This window comes from Pseudomonas sp. AK-TSAG1-1, assembly GCF_056821665.1.
The window spans coordinates 2713622-2733073 of record NZ_CM165965.1; the positions used below are offsets into that span (position 1 = coordinate 2713622).

Annotated in this window: 17 protein-coding genes; 7 read left to right on the top strand and 10 right to left on the bottom strand. The window is 61.8% G+C overall.

Annotation, left to right across the window (positions count from 1 at the left end; all coding sequences use genetic code 11):
• The first annotated feature begins 101 nt into the window (after window positions 1–101).
• A complete protein-coding gene (gene ydiJ / locus AC1UK9_RS12115) occupies window positions 102–3128 on the top strand; it encodes a D-2-hydroxyglutarate dehydrogenase YdiJ (protein WP_482580184.1) in 3027 nt (1008 codons plus the stop codon).
• Here ydiJ and AC1UK9_RS12120 read toward each other — a convergent pair.
• Together AC1UK9_RS12120 and AC1UK9_RS12125 are read right to left on the bottom strand one after the other, a co-directional pair.
• The gene (locus tag AC1UK9_RS12120) at window positions 3061–3750 is read right to left on the bottom strand and encodes a paraquat-inducible protein A (RefSeq protein ID WP_025111538.1); all 690 of its coding nucleotides are present in this window, start codon (window positions 3748–3750) and stop codon (window positions 3061–3063) included. The genes ydiJ and AC1UK9_RS12120 overlap by 68 nt on opposite strands.
• Window positions 3747–4343: a paraquat-inducible protein A gene (locus tag AC1UK9_RS12125; RefSeq protein ID WP_473015375.1), complete on the bottom strand. Its 597-nt coding sequence runs from the start codon at window positions 4341–4343 to the stop codon at window positions 3747–3749. Before AC1UK9_RS12125 ends, AC1UK9_RS12120 begins: the two co-directional genes overlap by 4 nt.
• 219 nt (window positions 4344–4562) lie before the next feature.
• On the opposite strand from AC1UK9_RS12125, the gene AC1UK9_RS12130 reads away from it, so the two are divergent.
• On the top strand, window positions 4563–5732 hold the full coding sequence (locus AC1UK9_RS12130) for an acetyltransferase domain-containing protein (RefSeq protein ID WP_482580186.1): 1170 nt from the start codon (window positions 4563–4565) through the stop codon (window positions 5730–5732).
• Window positions 5733–5736: 4 nt separating this feature from the next.
• On the opposite strand, the gene AC1UK9_RS12135 is transcribed toward AC1UK9_RS12130, so the two are convergent.
• Window positions 5737–6633 carry a LysR family transcriptional regulator gene (locus AC1UK9_RS12135; protein WP_482580188.1) on the bottom strand — a complete coding sequence of 299 codons (897 nt, stop codon included), beginning with the start codon at window positions 6631–6633 and terminating at the stop codon, window positions 5737–5739.
• A gap of 102 nt (window positions 6634–6735) precedes the next feature.
• Between AC1UK9_RS12135 and AC1UK9_RS12140 the strand changes: the two genes are divergently transcribed.
• Window positions 6736–8271, top strand: a complete 1536-nt coding sequence (locus tag AC1UK9_RS12140; RefSeq protein ID WP_482580190.1) for an MFS transporter — start codon at window positions 6736–6738, stop codon at window positions 8269–8271.
• A gap of 171 nt (window positions 8272–8442) precedes the next feature.
• Here the strand turns inward: AC1UK9_RS12140 and AC1UK9_RS12145 are convergent, their stop codons facing one another.
• Window positions 8443–9834 (bottom strand): aldehyde dehydrogenase family protein, encoded by a 1392-nt coding sequence (locus AC1UK9_RS12145; RefSeq protein ID WP_482580192.1) that lies wholly within the window; start codon window positions 9832–9834, stop codon window positions 8443–8445.
• Between the two features lie 103 nt (window positions 9835–9937).
• Here AC1UK9_RS12145 and ptrR point away from each other — a divergent pair, with 103 nt between their 5' ends.
• The 3 genes from ptrR to AC1UK9_RS12160 all read left to right on the top strand — a co-directional run bounded on the left by ptrR (window position 9938) and on the right by AC1UK9_RS12160 (window position 12118).
• A complete protein-coding gene (gene ptrR, locus AC1UK9_RS12150; protein WP_482580467.1) occupies window positions 9938–10816 on the top strand; it encodes a putrescine utilization regulator PtrR in 879 nt (292 codons plus the stop codon).
• An 83-nt stretch (window positions 10817–10899) separates the two neighbouring features.
• Window positions 10900–11562 carry a M24 family metallopeptidase gene (locus tag AC1UK9_RS12155; RefSeq protein WP_473015380.1) on the top strand — a complete coding sequence of 221 codons (663 nt, stop codon included), beginning with the start codon at window positions 10900–10902 and terminating at the stop codon, window positions 11560–11562.
• Window positions 11563–11689: 127 nt separating this feature from the next.
• Complete coding sequence (locus AC1UK9_RS12160; protein WP_482580194.1) at window positions 11690–12118, top strand: TOBE domain-containing protein; 429 nt, start codon at window positions 11690–11692, stop codon at window positions 12116–12118.
• 63 nt (window positions 12119–12181) lie between these two features.
• On the opposite strand, the gene AC1UK9_RS12165 is transcribed toward AC1UK9_RS12160, so the two are convergent.
• Both AC1UK9_RS12165 and AC1UK9_RS12170 read right to left on the bottom strand, forming a co-directional pair.
• On the bottom strand, window positions 12182–12805 hold the full coding sequence (locus AC1UK9_RS12165; RefSeq protein ID WP_482580195.1) for a glutathione S-transferase family protein: 624 nt from the start codon (window positions 12803–12805) through the stop codon (window positions 12182–12184).
• A 102-nt stretch (window positions 12806–12907) separates the two neighbouring features.
• Window positions 12908–14326, bottom strand: coding sequence for a purine-cytosine permease family protein (locus tag AC1UK9_RS12170; RefSeq protein ID WP_482580196.1), 1419 nt, complete (start codon window positions 14324–14326; stop codon window positions 12908–12910).
• 268 nt (window positions 14327–14594) lie between these two features.
• Between AC1UK9_RS12170 and AC1UK9_RS12175 the strand changes: the two genes are divergently transcribed.
• Entirely contained in the window at window positions 14595–15506 is a 912-nt protein-coding gene (locus AC1UK9_RS12175) for a LysR family transcriptional regulator (RefSeq protein ID WP_025111549.1), read from the top strand.
• Between the two features lie 24 nt (window positions 15507–15530).
• Here AC1UK9_RS12175 and argE read toward each other — a convergent pair whose 3' ends face one another.
• From argE to AC1UK9_RS12195, 4 genes are all read right to left on the bottom strand, one after another.
• A complete protein-coding gene (gene argE, locus AC1UK9_RS12180; RefSeq protein ID WP_482580197.1) occupies window positions 15531–16679 on the bottom strand; it encodes an acetylornithine deacetylase in 1149 nt (382 codons plus the stop codon).
• Complete coding sequence (locus AC1UK9_RS12185) at window positions 16676–17353, bottom strand: DUF1028 domain-containing protein (RefSeq protein ID WP_482580198.1); 678 nt, start codon at window positions 17351–17353, stop codon at window positions 16676–16678. Before AC1UK9_RS12185 ends, argE begins: the two co-directional genes overlap by 4 nt.
• A 129-nt stretch (window positions 17354–17482) precedes the next feature.
• Window positions 17483–17899, bottom strand: a complete 417-nt coding sequence (locus AC1UK9_RS12190) for a RidA family protein (protein WP_003225869.1) — start codon at window positions 17897–17899, stop codon at window positions 17483–17485.
• A 58-nt stretch (window positions 17900–17957) separates the two neighbouring features.
• Window positions 17958–19277 carry a flavin-containing monooxygenase gene (locus AC1UK9_RS12195; protein ID WP_473015385.1) on the bottom strand — a complete coding sequence of 440 codons (1320 nt, stop codon included), beginning with the start codon at window positions 19275–19277 and terminating at the stop codon, window positions 17958–17960.
• Window positions 19278–19452 lie beyond the last annotated feature (175 nt).

The window sequence follows — 19452 nt, forward strand, 5'->3', positions numbered from 1 at the left end:
GAACATAAGCACCATGAGATGGCGGGAGCGTGACGCAATCATTCATTGCGCACAACTGTTCACCGCCACACGGCCCGATTTTGACCGAGATTCCCTGACCGATGATTGCCCAGCTGTCGCCCGCCACCGCATTGACTGCCGATTACCAGCAGTTCCTCAACGCCCTGAAAGCCAGCGGTTTTCGCGGTGAGATCAGCGCCGATTACGCCAGCCGCGTGGTGCTCGCCACTGACAATTCGATCTACCAGCGCCTGCCGCAAGCGGCAGTGTTTCCGATGGACGCCGAGGATGTGGCGCGGGTCGCACGACTGATCGCCGAGCCGGCTTACCAGAAAGTGGTGATCACCCCGCGTGGCGGCGGCACCGGTACCAACGGTCAGTCGCTGACCGATGGCATTGTTGTCGACCTGTCGCGGCACATGAACCGTATTCTGGAGATCAACGTCCAAGAGCGCTGGGTACGCGTGCAGGCCGGGGTGGTCAAGGATCAGCTCAACGCCGCGCTGAAGTCCGCCGGGCTGTTCTTCGCTCCGGAGCTTTCGACCTCCAACCGCGCCACTGTCGGCGGCATGATCAACACGGATGCCAGCGGTCAGGGCAGTTGCACCTACGGCAAGACCCGTGACCATGTGCTGCAACTCGAGATGATCCTGCGTGGCGGCGAGCGCCTGCACGGCGAGGCGCTGGCTGAAGACGATCTGGCAGCGCTGTGTGCGCGGGAAGATCGGGTTGGCGAAGTCTACCGCTGTGCGCGGCAGATCATTGATGAGCAGGGCGAACTGATCAAACAGCGCTTTCCTGATCTCAATCGCTGCCTGACCGGCTACGACCTTGCGCACCTGCGCGAGGCTGACAAGCGCTTCAACCTCAACAGTGTGCTGTGCGGCGCCGAAGGCTCGCTGGGGTTTGTGGTCGAGGCCAGGCTCAATGTGCTGCCGATTCCCAAACACACGATGCTGGTGAACATCCGCTACGCCGGGTTCATGGACGCATTGCGTGATGCCCGGGCGCTCATGGCGCTCAGGCCGCTATCGATTGAAACCGTCGACTCGAAAGTGTTGCTGCTGGCGATGCAGGATATCGTCTGGCACGGCGTCGCCGAATACTTCCCGCAAAGTGCCGAACGGCCAACGCTGGGGATCAATCTGGTGGAGTTTTGCGGTGATGATCCCGAAGACCTGCAGCGCCGAGTCGAAGCGTTCCTCGAACACTTGAGCAACGACACCACGGTCGAACGCCTGGGCCATACGCTGGCGGTCGGTCAGGCGGCAGTGAACAAGGTCTATGGCATGCGCAAACGCGCGGTGGGTCTGCTCGGCAACGTCGCCGGTGAAGCGCGGCCGCAGCCGTTTGTCGAGGACACGGCGGTGCCGCCGCAGCACCTGGCCGAGTACATCGCCGAGTTGCGCGAGCTGCTCGACAGCCATGGGTTGCAGTACGGCATGTTCGGCCATGTCGATGCCGGCGTGCTGCACGTACGGCCGATTCTCGACATGAAAGATCCGCAGCAAGCCGCGCTGGTGCGACCGGTGTCCGATGGCGTGGCGGCGCTGACCCAGCGCTACGGCGGCCTGCTGTGGGGCGAGCACGGCAAAGGCCTGCGCTCGGAATACGCACCGGCGTTTTTCGGCGAGCTGTACCCTGCGCTGCAAGCGTTGAAGGCCGCGTTCGACCCGTTCAACCAGTTCAATCCGGGCAAGATCGCCACTGCGGCCAACAGCGGCGCGACGCTGCTGAAGATCGACGAGGTAACCCTGCGCGGTGAACTGGATCGGCAGATCGACGAGAAAGTCTGGCAAAGCTACGGCGCGGCCCTGCATTGCAACGGCAACGGCGCCTGCTACAACTTCGATCCCGATGACGCCATGTGCCCGTCGTGGAAAGCCACCCGCGAGCGTGCGCAATCGCCCAAGGGCCGCGCATCGCTGATCCGCGAATGGCTACGGTTACAGGGCGAGGCGGGCGTGGATGTGCTGTCCGATGCGATCCGTCGTCCGGGTTTCTTCAGCAGCCTTTGGACGCGCTGGCGCAACAGCCGCAGCGAGGGCGCCGACTTTTCCCATGAGGTCTACGACGCCATGGCCGGTTGCCTGGCGTGCAAGTCCTGCGCGGGCCAATGCCCGGTCAAGGTCAATGTGCCGGAATTCCGTTCGCGCTTTCTCGAGCTGTATCACACCCGTTATCTGCGCCCGGCGCGGGACTATCTGATCGCCTCGCTGGAGTACAGCATCCCGTACATGGCGCGGATTCCGGCGCTGTACAACGGTGTGATGGGCGCGTCGTTTGTCCGCAATCTGCTTGAACGTCTCGGTGGCATGGTCGATGTGCCGTTGCTCAGCCGCTTTGATTTCCACGCGGCGCTGCGCCGCTGGAAGGTGCAGCCGGCGACGGTTGCCCGGCTGGCGGCACTGACCCCGGCGCAACGCGAGCGCAGTGTGGTGCTGGTGCAGGATGCGTTCACCCGTTACTTCGAGGCGCCGCTGCTGGCGGATTTGCTGGAGCTTGTTTCGCGACTCGGCTATCAGGTGTATCTGGCGCCGTTCAGCGCCAATGGCAAGCCGCTGCATGTGCAGGGCTTCCTTTCGGCGTTCAATCGCGCGGCGTTGCGCAATGCGCAGCAACTGCGTGAGCTGGCCGATGTCGGTGTGCCGTTGCTGGGACTGGACCCGGCGATGACCCTGGTCTATCGCCAGGAATACTTGAAAGTACCCGGCATGCAGCAGTGCCCGGAAGTCGCGCTGGTCCAGGAATGGTTGCTCAAGGTGATCCCGGAGCAGGCCGCTGCAGATTCTGCCCAGGCGTTCCGTCTGCTGGCGCACTGCACCGAGAAAACCAACGCACCGGCCGCCACCCGGCAGTGGGAGCAGGTATTCGAGCGGTTCGGGTTGAAACTGGCGACGCAGGCCACCGGTTGTTGCGGCATGTCCGGGACCTACGGCCACGAGGCGCGCAACCGCGAAACCTCGGCGGTGATCTACGAGCAATCCTGGGCCAACCAGATCGAGGCGCCGGGCGAGCGCGGCGAGGCGCTGGCCACCGGTTATTCGTGCCGCAGTCAGGTCAAGCGCCAGTCGGATCGGGCGTTGCGCCATCCGTTGCAGGTGTTGCTTGAGGTGGTGCGTCGCTGAGTGGCTCGTCCTCCGGGGCGTTGTCCCAGATCAGTCGCGGATCGAAGCTCATCGCCGAGAGCATGGTGAACACCACGACCAGGCCGAAGAACAGAATGCCCGGTCGTGGCTCGATATCGCCCAGCGCCTGGAACTTCACCAGCGCCGCGACCAGTGCGACCACCAACACGTCGAGCATCGACCAATAACCGATCAACTCGACGAAACGGTACAGCTTCGAGCGCTCGCGGCGCGCCCAGCCGCTGTCGCGCTGTACGGTGATCAGCAGCAGTGTCAGGGCTACGAACTTGATCCCCGGCACCGCGATACTGGCGATAAAGATGATCAGGGCGATGTCCCACGCACCACCTTCCCAAAATTCCAGCACGCCGCTCATGATCGTGCTGTCGGCGCCATTGCCGAGCATCACGGTGTTCATCACCGGCAGCAGATTGGCCGGCACGTAAAACGCCAGCGCAGCGAACATGTAGGCCCAGGTGCGGGCCAGGGAATTGGTCTTGCGTCGATGCAGGGGCGCCTCGCAACGCGGGCACTGGTGCGGCTCATCGGTCATGTCGCAGGCCAGCCCACAGCTGTGGCACAGGCACAGGTTGAGTTCGCTGGCGGTCGGTGGTCGCTTCATAGAATGTCCCACAAATCACGAATGTCGCGACCGGCGATGCGGATCATCATCAGGCTCAACACCGCCAGGGCGAACAGACCGATGCCCGGCAGTACATCGAGCAGACCGGCCAATTTGAACACCGCCACCATCGCCCCCAGCAGACAGACTTCGAGCATGCTCCACGGGCGCAGCGTTTCCAGCCAGCGCATGCACAACCTGAACCCCGGCGCGCGCCGCGAGGACAGGGCGAAACTCAGGACCCAGATCAACAGCACCAACTGAAACGCCGGGGCGATGATGATCGAAATTGCCGCGACCATCGCCATGAACGTGATCGGTCCCTGACTCAACGCCAGCACCGAATCCCACAGCGTCGCGCTGTTTTTCAGGCCCTTCATGCTGATGCTCATCACCGGGTAGAAATTGGCGAACAGCCACAGCATGGCTGCGGTGAAGCTCAGGGCCAGGCGCTGCTCGACGGTCAGGCCGTTATAGCGCTGCAGCACGCCACCGCAACGCACGCAGGAGGTTTTCTGGTGTTTGCCGAGCACGACTTTCTCGTACACGCAATCGCAGTGCTCGCAGATGATCAGGTGTTCGGTCTGGGTCATGGACAAGGCTCGACAGCAGGCGCAAAGGGCGGGGGGCGCCTGATCACTATAGAAGCCTGACGTGATAGGGCAAATGGCGGCGAAGGTTCTGCGGCTTTTTTGAGAACCGGTAGCGTCTGGGTTGGGCTTCGATTATTAATGTTATAGAGTAACGAGAATTCTCAGGGGGGCCGCGCCGTTGCGATCACCCCGATTCATCCATTCGATAGCGAAATGTCCATGACGATTGCGTGTGCTCCTTCCAGCCCGGCGCCGACCGGGCGCTTGTTGTCCATTGATGCGCTAAGAGGTCTGGTCATCCTGTTCATGCTCCTGGACCACGTGCGCGAGACGTTTGTGCTGCACCGTCAGGTCTCCGACCCGATGGACATCGCCAGCACCGAGCCGGCGTTGTTTTTCAGCCGCACGCTGGCGCATCTGTGCGCGCCGGTGTTCGTGTTGTTGACCGGATTGTCTGCGTGGTTGTTTGGCGAGAAGTACGCGGGCAAGACCGACGTCAGTGCCTTTCTATTCAAGCGGGGGCTGTTTCTGGTGGTACTGGAATTCACTCTGGTGAACTTCGCCTGGACGTTTCAGTTGCCGCCGAGTGTGATCTATCTGCAGGTGATCTGGGCGATTGGCCTGAGCATGATCGTGTTGTCGCTGCTGGTGTGGCTGCCGCGCTGGCTGCTGCTGACGCTGAGTCTGGCGATCATCGCCGGGCATAACGTGCTCGATGGGCTGCATTTCGCGCCGGAGTCGGCACTGCATGTGCCATGGGCGATTCTGCATGACCGCGGCTGGATCGACGCCGGCGACAGCTTGCGCTTGCGTACCTCGTATCCGCTGTTGCCGTGGATAGGTGTGATCGGGCTGGGTTATGCGCTGGGCCCTTGGTTCGCGCGCATGGCCGATGCCGGGACTCGTCAGCAGTGCCTGTTGCTGGGCGGTGTCGCCGGTCTGCTGGGTTTCGTGGGGCTGCGGCTGCTCAACGGTTACGGCGAAAAGCCCTGGGCGCTGCACGACACGACCGTGCAAACGCTGATGGCGTTTTTCAATATCACCAAGTACCCGCCATCGCTGTTGTTCATCACGCTGACGTTGAGTGTGGGACTGCTGTTGTTGCGGGTGTTTGAGCGAGTGCAGACGCGTCGCTGGATTCGCTGGCTGTGCGTTTTCGGTTCGGCGCCGATGTTTTTCTACCTGCTGCACCTGTACGTGCTGAAGGTGCTGTATCTGATCGCCGTGGCGCTGTTCGGCCTTAACCACGGTAGCTACTTCGGCTTCGATTCTGTGGCGGCGATATGGCTGGTATCGGCGCTGTTGACGCTTGCGCTGTACCCGGCAGTGCGCTGGTTCTCGGCGCTGAAGGCGCGGCGCCGCGACATTGGCTGGCTGAAATACCTGTAAAACCCTAGCGACCACTGCGCTCGCGCGCGAACTCGATAAAAGCCTTGAGCGGCGCCGGTAAATGGCGCCGGCTCGGGTAGTACAGATGCAGGCCCGGGTAGTAAGGGCACCAATCGGCCAACACCTGAATCAGACGCCCTGATGCCAGGTGTTCGCTGACCATTTCATCGAACACATACGCCAATCCCAGGCCTTGCAGCGCAGGGCCGACCATCAGGCTGACGTCGCCCAGGGTCAGTGGGCCGCTGACCTCGATTTCCCGGGCAATGCCTTCACGTTCGAACTCCCAGCGATACATCGTGCCACTGGGATAGCGGTGGCGAAGGCACGGCAAGTCGTGCAGGTCTTCGGGTTGTTGTGGCGCAGGATGGCGCTCAAGGAATGCCGGCGAAGCGACCACCACCGAACGCATTGCCGGGCCAATCGGCAGCGATACCATGTCGGCCTCCAGTCGATCACCAAAGCGCACGCCCGCATCAAATCCGCCGGCGACGATATCCAGCAGCGCCTCGCTTTCGACCACTTCCATTCGAATGTCCGGATACGCCTGCAGGAACTCGCTGGCAATCGGCAGCAATACCAGTTCGCATGCCTGGCGTCCGCAGGTGATGCGCAGGTTGCCCGTGGGTTTGTCGCGAAAATGGTTGAGGTCTTCCAGTGCGTCTTCGATGTCGCGGAACGCCGGTTTCAGTCGCGCGCACAGGCGCTCGCCGGCCTCGGTCAACGCCACGCTGCGGGTGGTGCGATTGAACAGGCGTACGCCGAGGCGATTCTCCAGTGCCTTTACCGAATGGCTCAGGGCTGATGGTGTCAGGCCAAGTTCGACGGCGGCTTTGCTGAAGTTCAAGTGTTGTGCCGTGCAGAGGAATACTGAGAGGTCTGCCGCTGAGGGTGATTTCATCTGTGAATGCCTTTCACAAAGTCATGCAGGTTTGCTGGGATTATCACATCAATAGCACGGCCTTACAGTCGCAGCCTGGCAAACTTCATAAAGGACGAATTCATGACACCTGTCGCTCAACAGCAAGGAGCGCGTAACCAGCAGCTGATCCTCGCAGCGGTGTGCCTGTCGGCACTGGTACTGCCCTTGAGTTTTACCGGTGGCGCGGTGGCGACACCCGCCATTGGCCGTGATTTGGGCGGCAGTCCCGTTGCCCTGACCTGGATCACCAATGCGTTCATGTTGTCGTTCGGCAGTTTGCTGATGGCGGCAGGGGCGTTGGCCGATGTCTATGGGCGTAAACGCCTGTTCACCTTCGGCATGTTGCTGTTCACGGCGGCATCGCTTGCCCAGAGCGTGGCACCGTCGGTGTTCTGGCTGGACGTGCTGCGAGCTGTTCAAGGTGTGGCCGGGGCTGCGGCGCTGGCCAGTGGTTCGGCGGCGTTGGCGCAGGAGTTCGAAGGCCATGCCCGCACTCGTGCCTACAGCATGCTCGGCACCACGTTCGGTATCGGTCTGGCGTTTGGCCCGTTAGTGGCCGGGGCATTGATCGAAGCGTTCAATTGGCGGGCGATTTTCGTCTTCACCGCGCTGATCGGCGTGATTGCCATGGTCTTCGGCCTGCCACGCATGCGCGAAACCCGCGATCCGGATGCCAAGGGGCTGGATTGGCCGGGCACAATCACCTTCAGCGCGATGCTGGCGCTGTTCACTTCTGGTGTGATCCAGGCACCGGAAAGTGGTTGGGGCAGCCCGCTGGTGGTCGGTCTGCTGAGTGCTTCGGCATTGATGCTGACATTGTTCGTGATGATCGAAATGCGTGCCAAACGACCGATGCTCGATCTGACCCTGTTCCGTTTTCCGCGCTTCATCGGCGTACAAATGCTGCCGATCGGCACCTGCTTTTGCTACATCGTGCTGGTGGTTATGTTGCCGCTGCGCTTTATCGGCGTGGAAGGCTTGAGCGAAATCGACGCCGGTCTGCTGTTGCTGGCGCTGTCCGCTCCGATGTTGGTGGTACCGATGCTGGCGGCATCGATGACCCGGTTTGTCTCGGCGGGCATCCTGTCGGGGAGCGGTTTTCTGATAGCCGCGCTCGGGCTGCACTGGCTGAGTCTGTACAACGTCGGCGAGCCGAAACATGCGCTGATCGTGCCGATGGTATTGATCGGTATCGGTGCCGGCCTGCCGTGGGGGCTGATGGATGGTTTGTCGGTGAGCGTCGTGCCAAAAGAGCGCGCGGGGATGGCCGCGGGGATTTTCAACACGGTGCGGGTGGCGGGTGAGGGTATTGCTTTGGCGAGTGTCGCGGCGATGCTGGCTTCGCTGCTGCAGAACGATCTGTCGAGTGCAGTGACAGGCAATGTCGATACGGTGCTGATTGCCGAGACGGCACACCGGGTCACCACAGGCGACATGGCCCATGCGATCAACGCGATTCCGGGACTGGTCAATGCACGTCTGGTGGAAGGTTATGCTTCGGCGTTTCAATACTTGCTGCACATCCTGACCGTGATCACCCTGGCCTCGGCGGCGGTGGTGCTCGGGCTGTTGAGCAAGGATCGAACGGTCGCAAAGGCGCAACAGGCAGCGGCTTGACGCCAGGCCACAGTGGGGGCGGACTTGCTCGCGAGAGGGCAGGTCAATCACTGCAAAAGTGACTGTTCCAGCGCTTTCGCGAGCAAGCCCGTTCCTACAGATTTCGGTGGCGCTCGCAAGGTTGTTGCCAGGCCCCCGACCTGTAGGCGCTGCGGAAGGTGATCTTGCGGGTTATTTGCGATCCAGCCACACCGTCTGTGCGTTGCAGAACTCGCGTACGCCAAAGTGCGACAGCTCGCGCCCGAATCCGCTTTTCTTCACGCCGCCGAACGTCACGCGCGGGTCGCTGGCGGAGTAGCCGTTGATGAACACGCCACCGGTTTCCAGTTCGCTGGTCAATTGCTGGGCCAGTTGCACGTTGGCGGTGTAGATCGTGGCGGTCAGGCCGAAGTCGCTGTCATTGGCCAGGGCGATGGCGTGGGCACAATCGCGGGCGGTGATGATCGACGCCACCGGGCCGAACAGTTCCTGTTTGAATGAGGTCATGCGGTCGGTGACATCGGCCAGTACGGTCGGCTCGTAGTAGTTGCCCGGGCCTTGCGCCTTGCCGCCGCCGAGCAGCAGGGTGGCGCCTTCTTCGAGGGTGTCGCGCACTTGCTGATCGAGTTCGTCACGCAGGTCGAAACGTGCCATCGGGCCGATGTAGGTGTCAGCGGACAGCGGATCGCCAACCTTCAGCTTGCGAGTGGCCTCGACGAATTTGCGGGTGAATTCCTCGACCACGCCTTCTTCGATGATCAGGCGCTTGGCGGCGGCGCACACCTGGCCGGAGTTCTGATAACGACCGATAACGGCAGCCTGCACGGCTTCGTCGAGATCGGCATCGTTGAGCACGATGAATGGGTCGGAACCGCCCAGTTCCAGCACACATTTCTTCAGCGCGGCACCGGCCTGGGCGCCGATGGCCATGCCGGCGCGCACGCTGCCGGTCAGGGTTACGGCTGCGATGCGCGGGTCAGCGATGGCGCTGGAAACGCCCTCCGGGGTGACGTTGATCACTTCAAACACGCCATCAGCGAAACCGGCGTTCTTGAAGGCATCGCGCAGCAGGTAGGCGCTGCCCATCACGTTTGGCGCGTGCTTGAGCACGTAGGTGTTGCCGGCGATCAGGGCCGGTACTGCGCCGCGCAGCACTTGCCAGATCGGGAAGTTCCACGGCATCACCGCGAGGATCGGGCCGAGCGGACGGTACTCGATCCGCGCTTTGCCGCCTTCGACTTGCGTCGGTTCGGCATCGAGCATGGCCGGGCCATTTTCGGCGTACCACTCGCACAGCTTGGCGCATTTTTCGATTTCGCCACGGGCCTGGGCGATCGGCTTGCCCATTTCCAGAGTAATCATGGTCGCCATGGCTTCGGCGCTGTCACGCAGCGCACCCGCGAGAGCGCTCAGGGCGCGGGAGCGGTCCTGCAGCGGCTTGCGTTTCCACTTCGAGAAACCGAACGCGGCGCGGGTCAGCGCGGCGTCGAGGGCGGCGGCGGATTCAAAGGCGTAATGACCAATCTGCTCGCCGGTGGCGGGGTTGATCGAGATGGCGTGGGTCTGGCTGGAAATCGGGCTCATGGCTGGCTCCTGCGAGTTCAGTGGATGGGCCTAGAGTAGGGTGGCGTTTGTTTTCTGGAAACTGAATAATAAAGATCGTTTCTTTCACGTTTGGAGAATGACTGTGGATCTGGTGCAACTGGAAATCTTCAAGGCCGTTGCCGAGCACGGCAGCATCAGCGCCGCCGCGGCGCAGATCCATCGCGTGCCGTCGAACCTGACCACGCGCATCAAACAGCTGGAGCAGGATCTGGGCGTCGACCTGTTCATCCGCGAGAAAAGCCGTTTACGCTTGTCGCCCGCCGGCTGGAGTTTTCTTGAGTACGCGCGGCGCATTCTCGACCTGGTGCAGGAAGCCCGCGCCACCGTCGCGGGTGAAGAGCCGCAGGGCGCGTTTCCTCTGGGGTCGCTGGAAAGTACCGCGGCGGTGCGTATTCCCGAGTTGCTGGCGGCGTACAACCAGTTGCACCCCAAGGTCGATCTGGACCTGTCGACCGGGCCGTCCGGGACGATGATCGATGGCGTGCTGTCCGGGCGGCTGGCGGCGGCGTTCGTCGACGGCCCGGTGTTGCACCCGGCCCTCGAAGGTGTGCCGGCGTTCGAAGAGGAAATGGTCATCATCGCGCCGCTCAATCACGCCCCGGTGCTGCGCGCAGCGGACGTCAACGGCGAGAACATTTATGCGTTCCGCTCCAACTGTTCCTACCGTCACCACTTCGAAAAATGGTTCAGCACCGACGCCGCCGTGCCAGGCAAGATTTTCGAGATGGAGTCCTATCACGGCATGCTCGCCTGCGTCAGCGCCGGGGCGGGGCTGGCGCTGATGCCGCGCAAGATGCTGCAGAGTATGCCCGGCAGCGCCACAATCAGCGTCTGGCCGCTGGCGGCGGATTTTCGTTATCTGACCACGTGGCTGGTGTGGCGAAGGGGCGCAGTGTCGCGTAGCTTGAGCATGTTCGTGCGCTTGCTGGAAGAGCGCGGTGTGGTGCGTGCAGAAGAGTAATTGACACCTTGTGTCATGGCTGTATCTTTATCTGCGTTTCGCAATATAAAAAACTATACAGCGTAGCCATGAGGAACAAGGAAATGAGTGCAGCCCTTAGCGGTAAAGAAGCGGTCGGCGAACGGTTTGTGCTGGAAACGATGCGTCACGCGCAAGGCCTGACCTGGAAAGCCGTCGACGCCATCGCCAAGGTGATCAAGCCCGGCATGCGTGAATCCGAAGCGCAGGAGCAGGGCAAGCAGATCCTCGTCGAACTGGGCATGGACCGCATCTGGCATCCGCTGCTGATCCGCTTTGGCGCCAACACCCTGAAGACCTTCAAGCAGCGTTCCGACGGCGATCCGGTGCTGGGTGAAAATGACATTTTCCTCATCGACATGGGCGTGGTCTGGCAGGGGCACGAAGGCGATGCCGGCGCGACGTTCACCACCGGTTCCGACCCGGAAATGATCGCTTGTGCTGCGGCAGCCAAGGAGCTGTTTGATCGGGTCGAGGCGTTTTGGCGCGAAGGCGTGTCCGGCGTCGAGTTGTACCGCTATGCCACCGATCAGGCCAACGCCATGGGCTGGGTGTTGCACCTCGACATCAAGGGTCACCGGGTCAGCGACTTCCCTCATGCGATTTACAAGGGTGGCAATCTCGGCGATTTCGACCAGGCACCGCATGCCGGTGTATGGATTCTGGAAATCCAGATTGCCCACCCGCAGCGACCGTTCGGCGCGTTTTATGAAGATCTGCTGATCTGATCTATCGTTGTTCGGCAGCTCTCAAGTGTGGCAACAGGGCGCAGCGCTATAGTTGTTTCTACATAGCGTTTACTCCGATGATGCAGGCCGTTTTTCCTAACTCTAAAGTCAAAAAAGGAAGCCCGTCATGAAAGTCAGCGCACGCAACGTATTCAAAGGCCAAGTCAGCCAGGTTCAAGCCGGCGCAGTCAACGCCGAAGTGGTTCTGACTCTGGCCGGGGGCGAGCAATTGGTTGCTGTCGTGACCATGGAAAGCATCAAGAACCTCGGCATCGCCGTTGGTAAAGAAGCCGTGGCGCTGGTCAAGGCGCCGTGGGTGATGCTGATGACCGAGTCCAGCGACGTTCGCCTGTCGGCACGCAACTGCCTGGAAGGCAAAGTACTGAGCGTGACTGACGGCGCGGTCAATGCTGAAGTGGTGATCGAGCTGGCCGGTGGTTCGAAGGTCTACTCGATTGTCACCCGTGATGCCGTTGCAGAGTTGGGTCTGGCCAAGGGTGTCAGCGCCACGGCGGTAATCAAGGCTTCGCATATCATTCTGGGCGTGCCTGCCTGATCTGCTGTTCAGGTCAATAAAAAACCTCTGATTCCGAACGCTGGAGTCAGAGGTTTTTTTGCGTCACGGCGTACCGTTTCTGCCGTAGAGCCGAAAGCCTTCGCGTTGGCTCAGACGCTCGTAATACGCGCTGACGGCGGGATAGTCCGGATGCGCGAGCGGCGTTTCATACCAGCGATTCACCGACAGTCCGATGGGAATATCGGCCAGCGAAAATGCTTCGCCGCTGACGTAGGCGCCAGTCTTCTGTAGCTGCCGGTCGAGGATCGCCATGTTCCTTGACCATTGCGCGATGCCGTTAGCCAAAGCAGCGCTGTCCTGATGATCCGGTGATTGGCGCACCAGCGAGACAAACGCATACGACCACGAGCGGTTCAGTTCCGAGGCCTGCCAGTCGATCCACTGATCAACCCGCGCACGGGCTCGCGGCTCGGCGCGGTAGAGGTCTGCGCCGTCATGGGTAGCCGCCAGGTAACGAATGATCGTGTTCGATTCCCACAACGTGAAATCACCGTCCTGAATCACTGGCACCATGGCGCAAGGGTTGAGGGCCAGAAACTGCGGTGTGTCAGTAGGTTTGAAGCCCGAGCCCCAATCCTCGCGTTCGAACGGCAACTGTAGTTCGGCGCAGGTCCACAGCACTTTGCGCACATTGATCGATGACGCCTTGCCCAGAATTCGCAGCATGGGATTCCCTGTCTCGTGGGTGCCTGTCGGGCCTCAACAAATACCACACTGCAATGCAGAAGGCCCGCGCATGGCGGGCCTTCTTTTGTCATGCAGGCACCCTCACAGACTGCCCACCAGCTTCGCGCCGGTCATCATTCGCCGGCGATAGGCGCTGTCACGACTGGCCAGCCAGAAGTACAGCGGCGAGGTCACCAGCAGGCCCACCAGCCACGACAAGTCCGCGCCGTCGATGTGTGCCGAGATCGGGCCGACGTACAGCGGGGTGTTCATGAACGGGATCTGCACGGCGATGCCGATCGCGTAGGCCAGTAGCGCCTGCGGGTTGTAGCGTCCGTAGATGCCGCCGTCGACCTGGAAGATCGACTGGATGTCGTACTGGCCTTTGTGGATGGCGTAGAAGTCGATCAGGTTGATCGCAGTCCACGGCACCAGCACCACCAGCAGCACCAGCACCATGTCGACGAAGTGACCGATGAAGTCTTTCGACGCGCCCACCGCGGCGAAGCAGCAGGCCAGCAGGACGATGATCGAGATCACCGCACGGCTTTTGGCGGTCGGGATCCAGCGGTAGGCGAAGGTCTGCACCAGGGTGATCAGCGACAGCACTGCGCCGTACAGGTTGAGAGCGTTGTGGCTGATCACGCTGAGCAGGAACAGCACCAGCATCAGCGGACCGATCGAGCCGGTGGCCATTTTCACCGCGTCCATCGTGTCCATGCCCACGGGCGTCGCCAGCACGGCGACGGCACCGAAGATGAACGCCAGACTCGAGCCCAGCGCCGAACCCAGATACGTGGTCCAGAACGTCGACGAGACTTTGACGTCGGCCGGCAGGTAACGCGAATAGTCGGACACGTAAGGGGCAAACGCGATCTGCCACAGCGCGGCGAGCGACACGGTGGCGAGCCAGCCGGAGAGGTTGAAGCTGCCCCGGGTGAGGAAATCATCGGTCTGGATATGGGTGAAGATGTAGCCGAAACCGACCACGATGCCGATCCCCAGCACCCAGGTGCCGATGCGATTGAGCACATGGATGAAGCGGTAGCCGATGATGCCGATGATCCCCGAGCCGAGGGCGCCGATGACGATGCCGACCGGCACCGGCACGCTATCGACCACGCCGTGCAGCGACTTGCCGGCCAGCACGATGTTGGAAGCGAAGAAGCCGATGTACATGACGCCGGCAATCAGCACCACCAGCAGGGCGCCGAGCGAGCCGAACTGCGCGCGGCTCTGGATCATCTGCGGAATGCCCATCTGCGGGCCTTGCGCCGAATGCAGCGCCATCAGCACGCCGCCGACCAGATGACCGACCAGAATGGCGACGATGCCCCAGACCAGATTCAAGTGGAACAACTGCACGCCCAGCGCGCCGGTGACGATGGGCAACGGCGCAATGTTGCCGCCGAACCACAGCGTGAACAGATCCCTGACCTTTCCGTGGCGATCTTCGGGGGGCACGTATCCTATCGTGTGTTTTTCAATGAGCGGGGCGGACGTTGTTGCAGAGGTGGACATGACGAACTCCAAGGCAAGGATGAGTACGTGGACGTACTTCGGTAAGCGCCGACACGGACGGCGCATTTCTTGTTGAAGCGATCATGTGCAAAGGCCCGGGATAGATAAATTAGTAAGTTTGTTGCTTCAGACCTTAAAAAATATATGCCCCGGGTCCGGGGGCTGTCCGGTATGTTCAGGCTTCGCTCTTTTCTGGATTTACACAGTTGTGTGGTGAGGGGATGAATCTCCTCGCCACAAACGCGTCGTTTCTCTGCAGAGGTTTTATATGGCTGCCTACAACCTGCGCCAGCTCAAATACTTCGTCACCACCGCCGATTGCGGCAGCGTCGCCGAAGCCTCGCGCAAGCTCTATATCGCCCAGCCGTCGGTGTCGACCGCGATCAAGCATCTGGAAGAAAGCTTTGGTGTGCAGCTGTTCATCCGTCATCACGCCCAGGGTGTGTCACTGACGCCCAGCGGCTCGCGGTTTTATCGCAAGGCTATGGAGTTGCTGCGAGTGGCGCATGAGTTCGAGCAGAACGCGCTGGCTGATAACGACGTGGTCTCGGGGCAGATCGATATCGGCTGTTTCGAAACGGTCGCGCCGCTGTACCTGCCGCGTCTGATCGCCGGTTTCAAGGAGCGTTGGCCGGGGGTGGAAATCCGTATTCGCGATGGCGAACAACAGGAGCTGGTGCAGGCCCTGACCGCTGGCAGCATCGATGTGGCAATGCTGTTCGAACACGACCTCGACACCACCATCGACACCACGCCGCTGATGCCGCCGCAACAGCCTTACGCCTTGCTGCCGGCCGATCATCGCTTTGCGCAACAGGCGAAAGTGTCGCTGCACGATCTGGTGCTGGAACCGATGATCCTGCTCGACGTGGTGCCCAGCCGCACCTACTTTGTAAGCATCTTCGAAGAGCGCGGACTGACCCCGCACATCGTCTTCAGCTCGCCATCGATCGAAATGGTGCGTGGCATGGTCGGGCGTGGTTTCGGCTTTTCGATTCTGGTGACCCGACCGTTCGGCGAGTACACCTACGACGGGCAGAAAGTGGTGTGCGTGCCGCTGGTGGAAACCGTGACCGGCTCGGGATTGTCAGCGGCCTGGCTGCGCCGGGTGCAACTGACCAAACCGGTGCAGTTATTCGTCGATCATTGTCGCGAGGAGTTGGCCCGACTGTACGCCTGAAGGCAGGCAGCCGGGCCGAAGGGGTCAGGCGCGAATCGAGGTCAGCATTCGTTGCAGCATCGCATCGCAGGCATCGAGTTGTGCACGACTGACAAACTCATCGGGTTTGTGCCCCTGGTCCATGCTGCCGGGACCACAGACCACGGTGGGAATACCCGCCGCATCGAACAGCCCGCCCTCGGTGCCGAACGCCACGGTGCCGAATTCCCGGGAACCGCAGAACGCCGCGATCAGTTCAGCCGCCTGACTCTGCGCATCGGTGACCAGACCCGGATAGGCTGACAGCTCACTGAAGCGGATTTCACTGTGCGCACTCACCGCACGCATGCGCGGCAGCACCTGCTGCTCGGCGTAGGTTTGCAGCTGCTGCGCGACCCGCGCCGGATCCTGCGAGGGCAGGGCGCGGATCTCGAAGTCGAAGCGGCAATCGGCAGGGACGATATTCAGCGCTTTGCCGCCGCTGATCACCCCGGTCTGCACCGTGCTGTAGGGCGGGTCGAAACGCCCGTCGTGATGCTCGGGCGCTTTCAGTTGCTGGCCGATGCGCCCCAGTTCGCCGATCAGTTCGGCGGCGTACTCGATGGCGTTGACCCCCAGCGGTGCGTAGGCGGAATGACATGGATGACCGTGCACGTCACAGCGCATCGCCAGCTTGCCTTTGTGGCCGAGCACCGGTTTCAGTTCGGTGGGTTCACCGATGATGCACAGCAGCGGTTTGACCGGGCGCTGTTGCAGTTCGGCGAGCAACGAACGCACTCCGAGGCAACCGACTTCTTCGTCGTAGGACAGGGCGATGTGCACCGGCATGCGCAGTGCTGCGGTGACCAGCGTCGGCACCAGGGCCAGCACGCAGGCGATGTAGCCCTTCATGTCCGCCGTGCCACGTCCGAACAGCTTGCCGTCGTGTTCGCTGAGCTCGAACGGCGCCACGGTCCACGGTTGACCGTCGACCGGCACCACATCGGTGTGCCCCGAGAGCACAATGCCCGGTTGATCGGCCGGGCCAATCGTCGCGAACAGATTGGCCTTGCTGCGCTCGGCGTTATAGATCAGCGTGCACGACACATCGAAACCGGCGAGGTAATCACGCACGAACTCGATCAGTTGCAGATTGGATTCGCGGCTGGTGGTGTCGAACCCTACCAGCGTCTTGAGCAACGCGACGCTGTTCATCGATCATCACCGGCAACGCCATAGCCCGGCGCTTTGGCCGGGTCGAGCGCGCGGTCGATGTAATCCTGCAACTGCGGCTGATAGGCGTCCCAGAGTTTTTGCAACTGGCCGATCGGGTCTTCGTCAGCCCAGTCGACCCGCAAATTCACGATCGGCCAGGTCTGTTCGCCGACCACCACCACGGCCGCCGAATGCACCGGTCCGGCTTCGCCTCCGAGGGCTTGTGCAGCGTGCAGGGCCTTGAGCAAACGGTCGGCCAATTGGCCTTCACCGTCTTCAAAGGCACTGACCATCGCCTCGATCACCACGCGTCCGGCGAGCATGTTACCGGCAGCCACGCATTGTTCGCCGCTGACCGCGTTGTGCACGCCGAGGGTTTGTGCGCCGCTGAAATGCGCGGTCTGGCCGAGGTGGTTGATCGCGGTGATCTGCCGGTATTGACTGTAGCCGTTACGGGTCAGCACTTTGTCCAGCGCAGCGTCAGGCGCCAGACCTTGCTCCATCAACGCGAGGACTTCCGGGCCGAGGGACGGCAGGGTGATGTTCTGGCTCGACACCGCGCCGACGCCCGGCAGCAGCCACGGGCAGCGCGCGCCGACGGCGATGCTGGAGGAACTGATGGCGACACCGAACTGGCCGGTTTCGGGGCAACGGGCTGCGATTGAAAAGGTCATGGTCTAACTCCGTTCCAGGAATTTGTTGTCCTTGCGGGCCTCTTCGCGAGCAAGCCCGCTCCCACAATTGGAATGCATTCCCCTGTAGGAGTGAGCCTGCTCGCGATAGCCGCGACGCGGTCTGCCGACTTACTCGGGAATCACCGCCACCACATCAATCTCCATCAGCCACTGCGGCTGCCCCAGTGCCGACACCACCAGCCCGGTGGAAATCGGGAACACGCCTTTGAGCCACTTGCCGACTTCCTGGTACACCGGCTCGCGGTAGCGCGGGTCGATCAGGTAGGTGGTGGTCTTGACGATGTGGCTCATGTCGCTGCCGGCTTCTTCCAGCAACTGCTTGACGTTGCGCATAGCCTGTTCGGCCTGTGCACGCGGGTCGCCGAGGCCTACCAGATTACCGTCGAAATCGGTGCCGACTTGCCCACGGACATACACGGTGTTGCCGGCGCGCACGGCCTGGCACAGGTCGTTGTCCAGGGTCTGGTTAGGGTAGGTGTCCTTGGTGTTGAACATACGGATGCGGGTGTGGGTTGGCTTGCTCATGTACAGCTCCAGACAGTGGCGGCGACGGTGCACCGGGCACCGCCGCGAAAGAGGGAGGTCAAGCGTCGACGGTGTCGGCGGTTTTCGTGTTGGCGGTCGAATGCAGGGCGGCTTCACGCTGCTCGGCATCTTTGTAGTCGAGGTATTTGCGCTGGGTGGCGATGTGATCGGCCACGTGTTTGGCGTCGTGCCACACGCCCCAGATGAACGACGAACCGCGCCGCGACTGCCATGGCAGTCCGAGGAAATACACCCCAGGCTCGCTGGACACACCGCGCTGGTGCTGCGGTTTGCCCTTGTCATCAAATGCCGCGACCTGCAGCCAGGAATAATCCACGGCGAACCCGGTGGCCCAGATGATCGAGGTGATGCCGGCCTTGGCCAGGTCGAGATCGAGCAGCGGATTTTTCACGCACTCGGGATCCGGATAGGTCTCGCGCGCTTCAGGTTCCTGCGGCAGGTCGAGGCCGTTGCGCTCGATGTAGGCGTCGGCGGCGTCCAGCAGGGCCAGGTAGTTGTCATCGCCGCGTTTGAGGTTGTCGACCAGGTCCTGCTTGAAGGTCACCACGCCGTTGTTGAACGATTCGGTCACGCCGACCAGAGTCATGCCACGATGGGCCAGACCGCGGAAGTCGATGGTGCGCCCACCGTGGGCACCGCTGACGGCGATGGTCACGTGCTCGCGACCGGGTTTCATCGCGGCCTGATCCCACTCGCCGAGCACCCCCAGCCACCAGCAGAAATCACGGTTGCGGTAGGCCCGCGGCGGACGGTCGTGGGCACCGACCGAGAGGTAGACCTGCTTGCCGGAGCGCTGCAATTCATCGGCGATCTGCACACCAGACGAGCCGGCACCGACCACCAGCACCGCGCCGTCGGGCAGTTGCTGCGGATTGCGATAGTCAGCGGAGTGGATCTGCAACAGACGCGGATCTTGCGGGGCGATCGGCGGGATCACCGGACGCTGGAACGGACCGGTTGCCGCCACGACGCGGCTGGCCTCGATCACCCCTTCGGAGGTCTCGACGGTGAACCCCGGACGGCCGACATTGCGCACGACACTTTTGACTTCGACGCCGGTGCGGATCGGCGCATTGAATTTCTTCGCGTAGGCTTCGAAGTAGTCCGCCACCCGTTCTTTATGGGCGAAACCATCAGGGTCGACGTCATCGAATTCCAGTCCTGGAAAGCGGTCGTGCCACGCCGGACCGTTGGCCACCAACGAGTCCCAGCGTCCGGTGCGCCAGCGTTCGGCAATGCGGCTGCGCTCCAGCACCAGGTGCGGCACGCCGAGTTTGCTCAGGTGCTCGCTCATCGCCACACCGGCCTGTCCGGCCCCCACGACAAGCGTGTCTGTTTTTATTATTTCAGTGGTCATTTCTACATCCTTCCTGGCAAGGCAAGTGGATTCGGATCGCTTCAGGCTTGTCCGTTTTGCTTGCGGCCAGACTAGGCAGGAGGGGGGTATCGGTAAAATATTATTAAGCTGGGATGTGAATACAAATTGCTGAAGCAGAAAGGACAAGCCCAGTAAAACCGTGGCCTGCAGGGCA

Bases quoted from the DNA above. Each gene is read 5' to 3' on its own strand.
- ydiJ (WP_482580184.1), top strand. From the start codon at position 102: ATGATTGCCCAGCTGTCGCCCGCCACCGCATTGACTGCCGATTACCAG.
- AC1UK9_RS12120 (WP_025111538.1), bottom strand. From the start codon at position 3,750: ATGAAGCGACCACCGACCGCCAGCGAACTCAACCTGTGCCTGTGCCAC.
- AC1UK9_RS12125 (WP_473015375.1), bottom strand. From the start codon at position 4,343: ATGACCCAGACCGAACACCTGATCATCTGCGAGCACTGCGATTGCGTG.
- AC1UK9_RS12130 (WP_482580186.1), top strand. From the start codon at position 4,563: ATGACGATTGCGTGTGCTCCTTCCAGCCCGGCGCCGACCGGGCGCTTG.
- AC1UK9_RS12135 (WP_482580188.1), bottom strand. From the start codon at position 6,633: ATGAAATCACCCTCAGCGGCAGACCTCTCAGTATTCCTCTGCACGGCA.
- AC1UK9_RS12140 (WP_482580190.1), top strand. From the start codon at position 6,736: ATGACACCTGTCGCTCAACAGCAAGGAGCGCGTAACCAGCAGCTGATC.
- AC1UK9_RS12145 (WP_482580192.1), bottom strand. From the start codon at position 9,834: ATGAGCCCGATTTCCAGCCAGACCCACGCCATCTCGATCAACCCCGCC.
- AC1UK9_RS12155 (WP_473015380.1), top strand. From the start codon at position 10,900: ATGAGTGCAGCCCTTAGCGGTAAAGAAGCGGTCGGCGAACGGTTTGTG.
- AC1UK9_RS12160 (WP_482580194.1), top strand. From the start codon at position 11,690: ATGAAAGTCAGCGCACGCAACGTATTCAAAGGCCAAGTCAGCCAGGTT.
- AC1UK9_RS12165 (WP_482580195.1), bottom strand. From the start codon at position 12,805: ATGCTGCGAATTCTGGGCAAGGCGTCATCGATCAATGTGCGCAAAGTG.
- AC1UK9_RS12170 (WP_482580196.1), bottom strand. From the start codon at position 14,326: ATGTCCACCTCTGCAACAACGTCCGCCCCGCTCATTGAAAAACACACG.
- AC1UK9_RS12175 (WP_025111549.1), top strand. From the start codon at position 14,595: ATGGCTGCCTACAACCTGCGCCAGCTCAAATACTTCGTCACCACCGCC.
- argE (WP_482580197.1), bottom strand. From the start codon at position 16,679: ATGAACAGCGTCGCGTTGCTCAAGACGCTGGTAGGGTTCGACACCACC.
- AC1UK9_RS12185 (WP_482580198.1), bottom strand. From the start codon at position 17,353: ATGACCTTTTCAATCGCAGCCCGTTGCCCCGAAACCGGCCAGTTCGGT.
- AC1UK9_RS12190 (WP_003225869.1), bottom strand. From the start codon at position 17,899: ATGAGCAAGCCAACCCACACCCGCATCCGTATGTTCAACACCAAGGAC.
- AC1UK9_RS12195 (WP_473015385.1), bottom strand. From the start codon at position 19,277: ATGACCACTGAAATAATAAAAACAGACACGCTTGTCGTGGGGGCCGGA.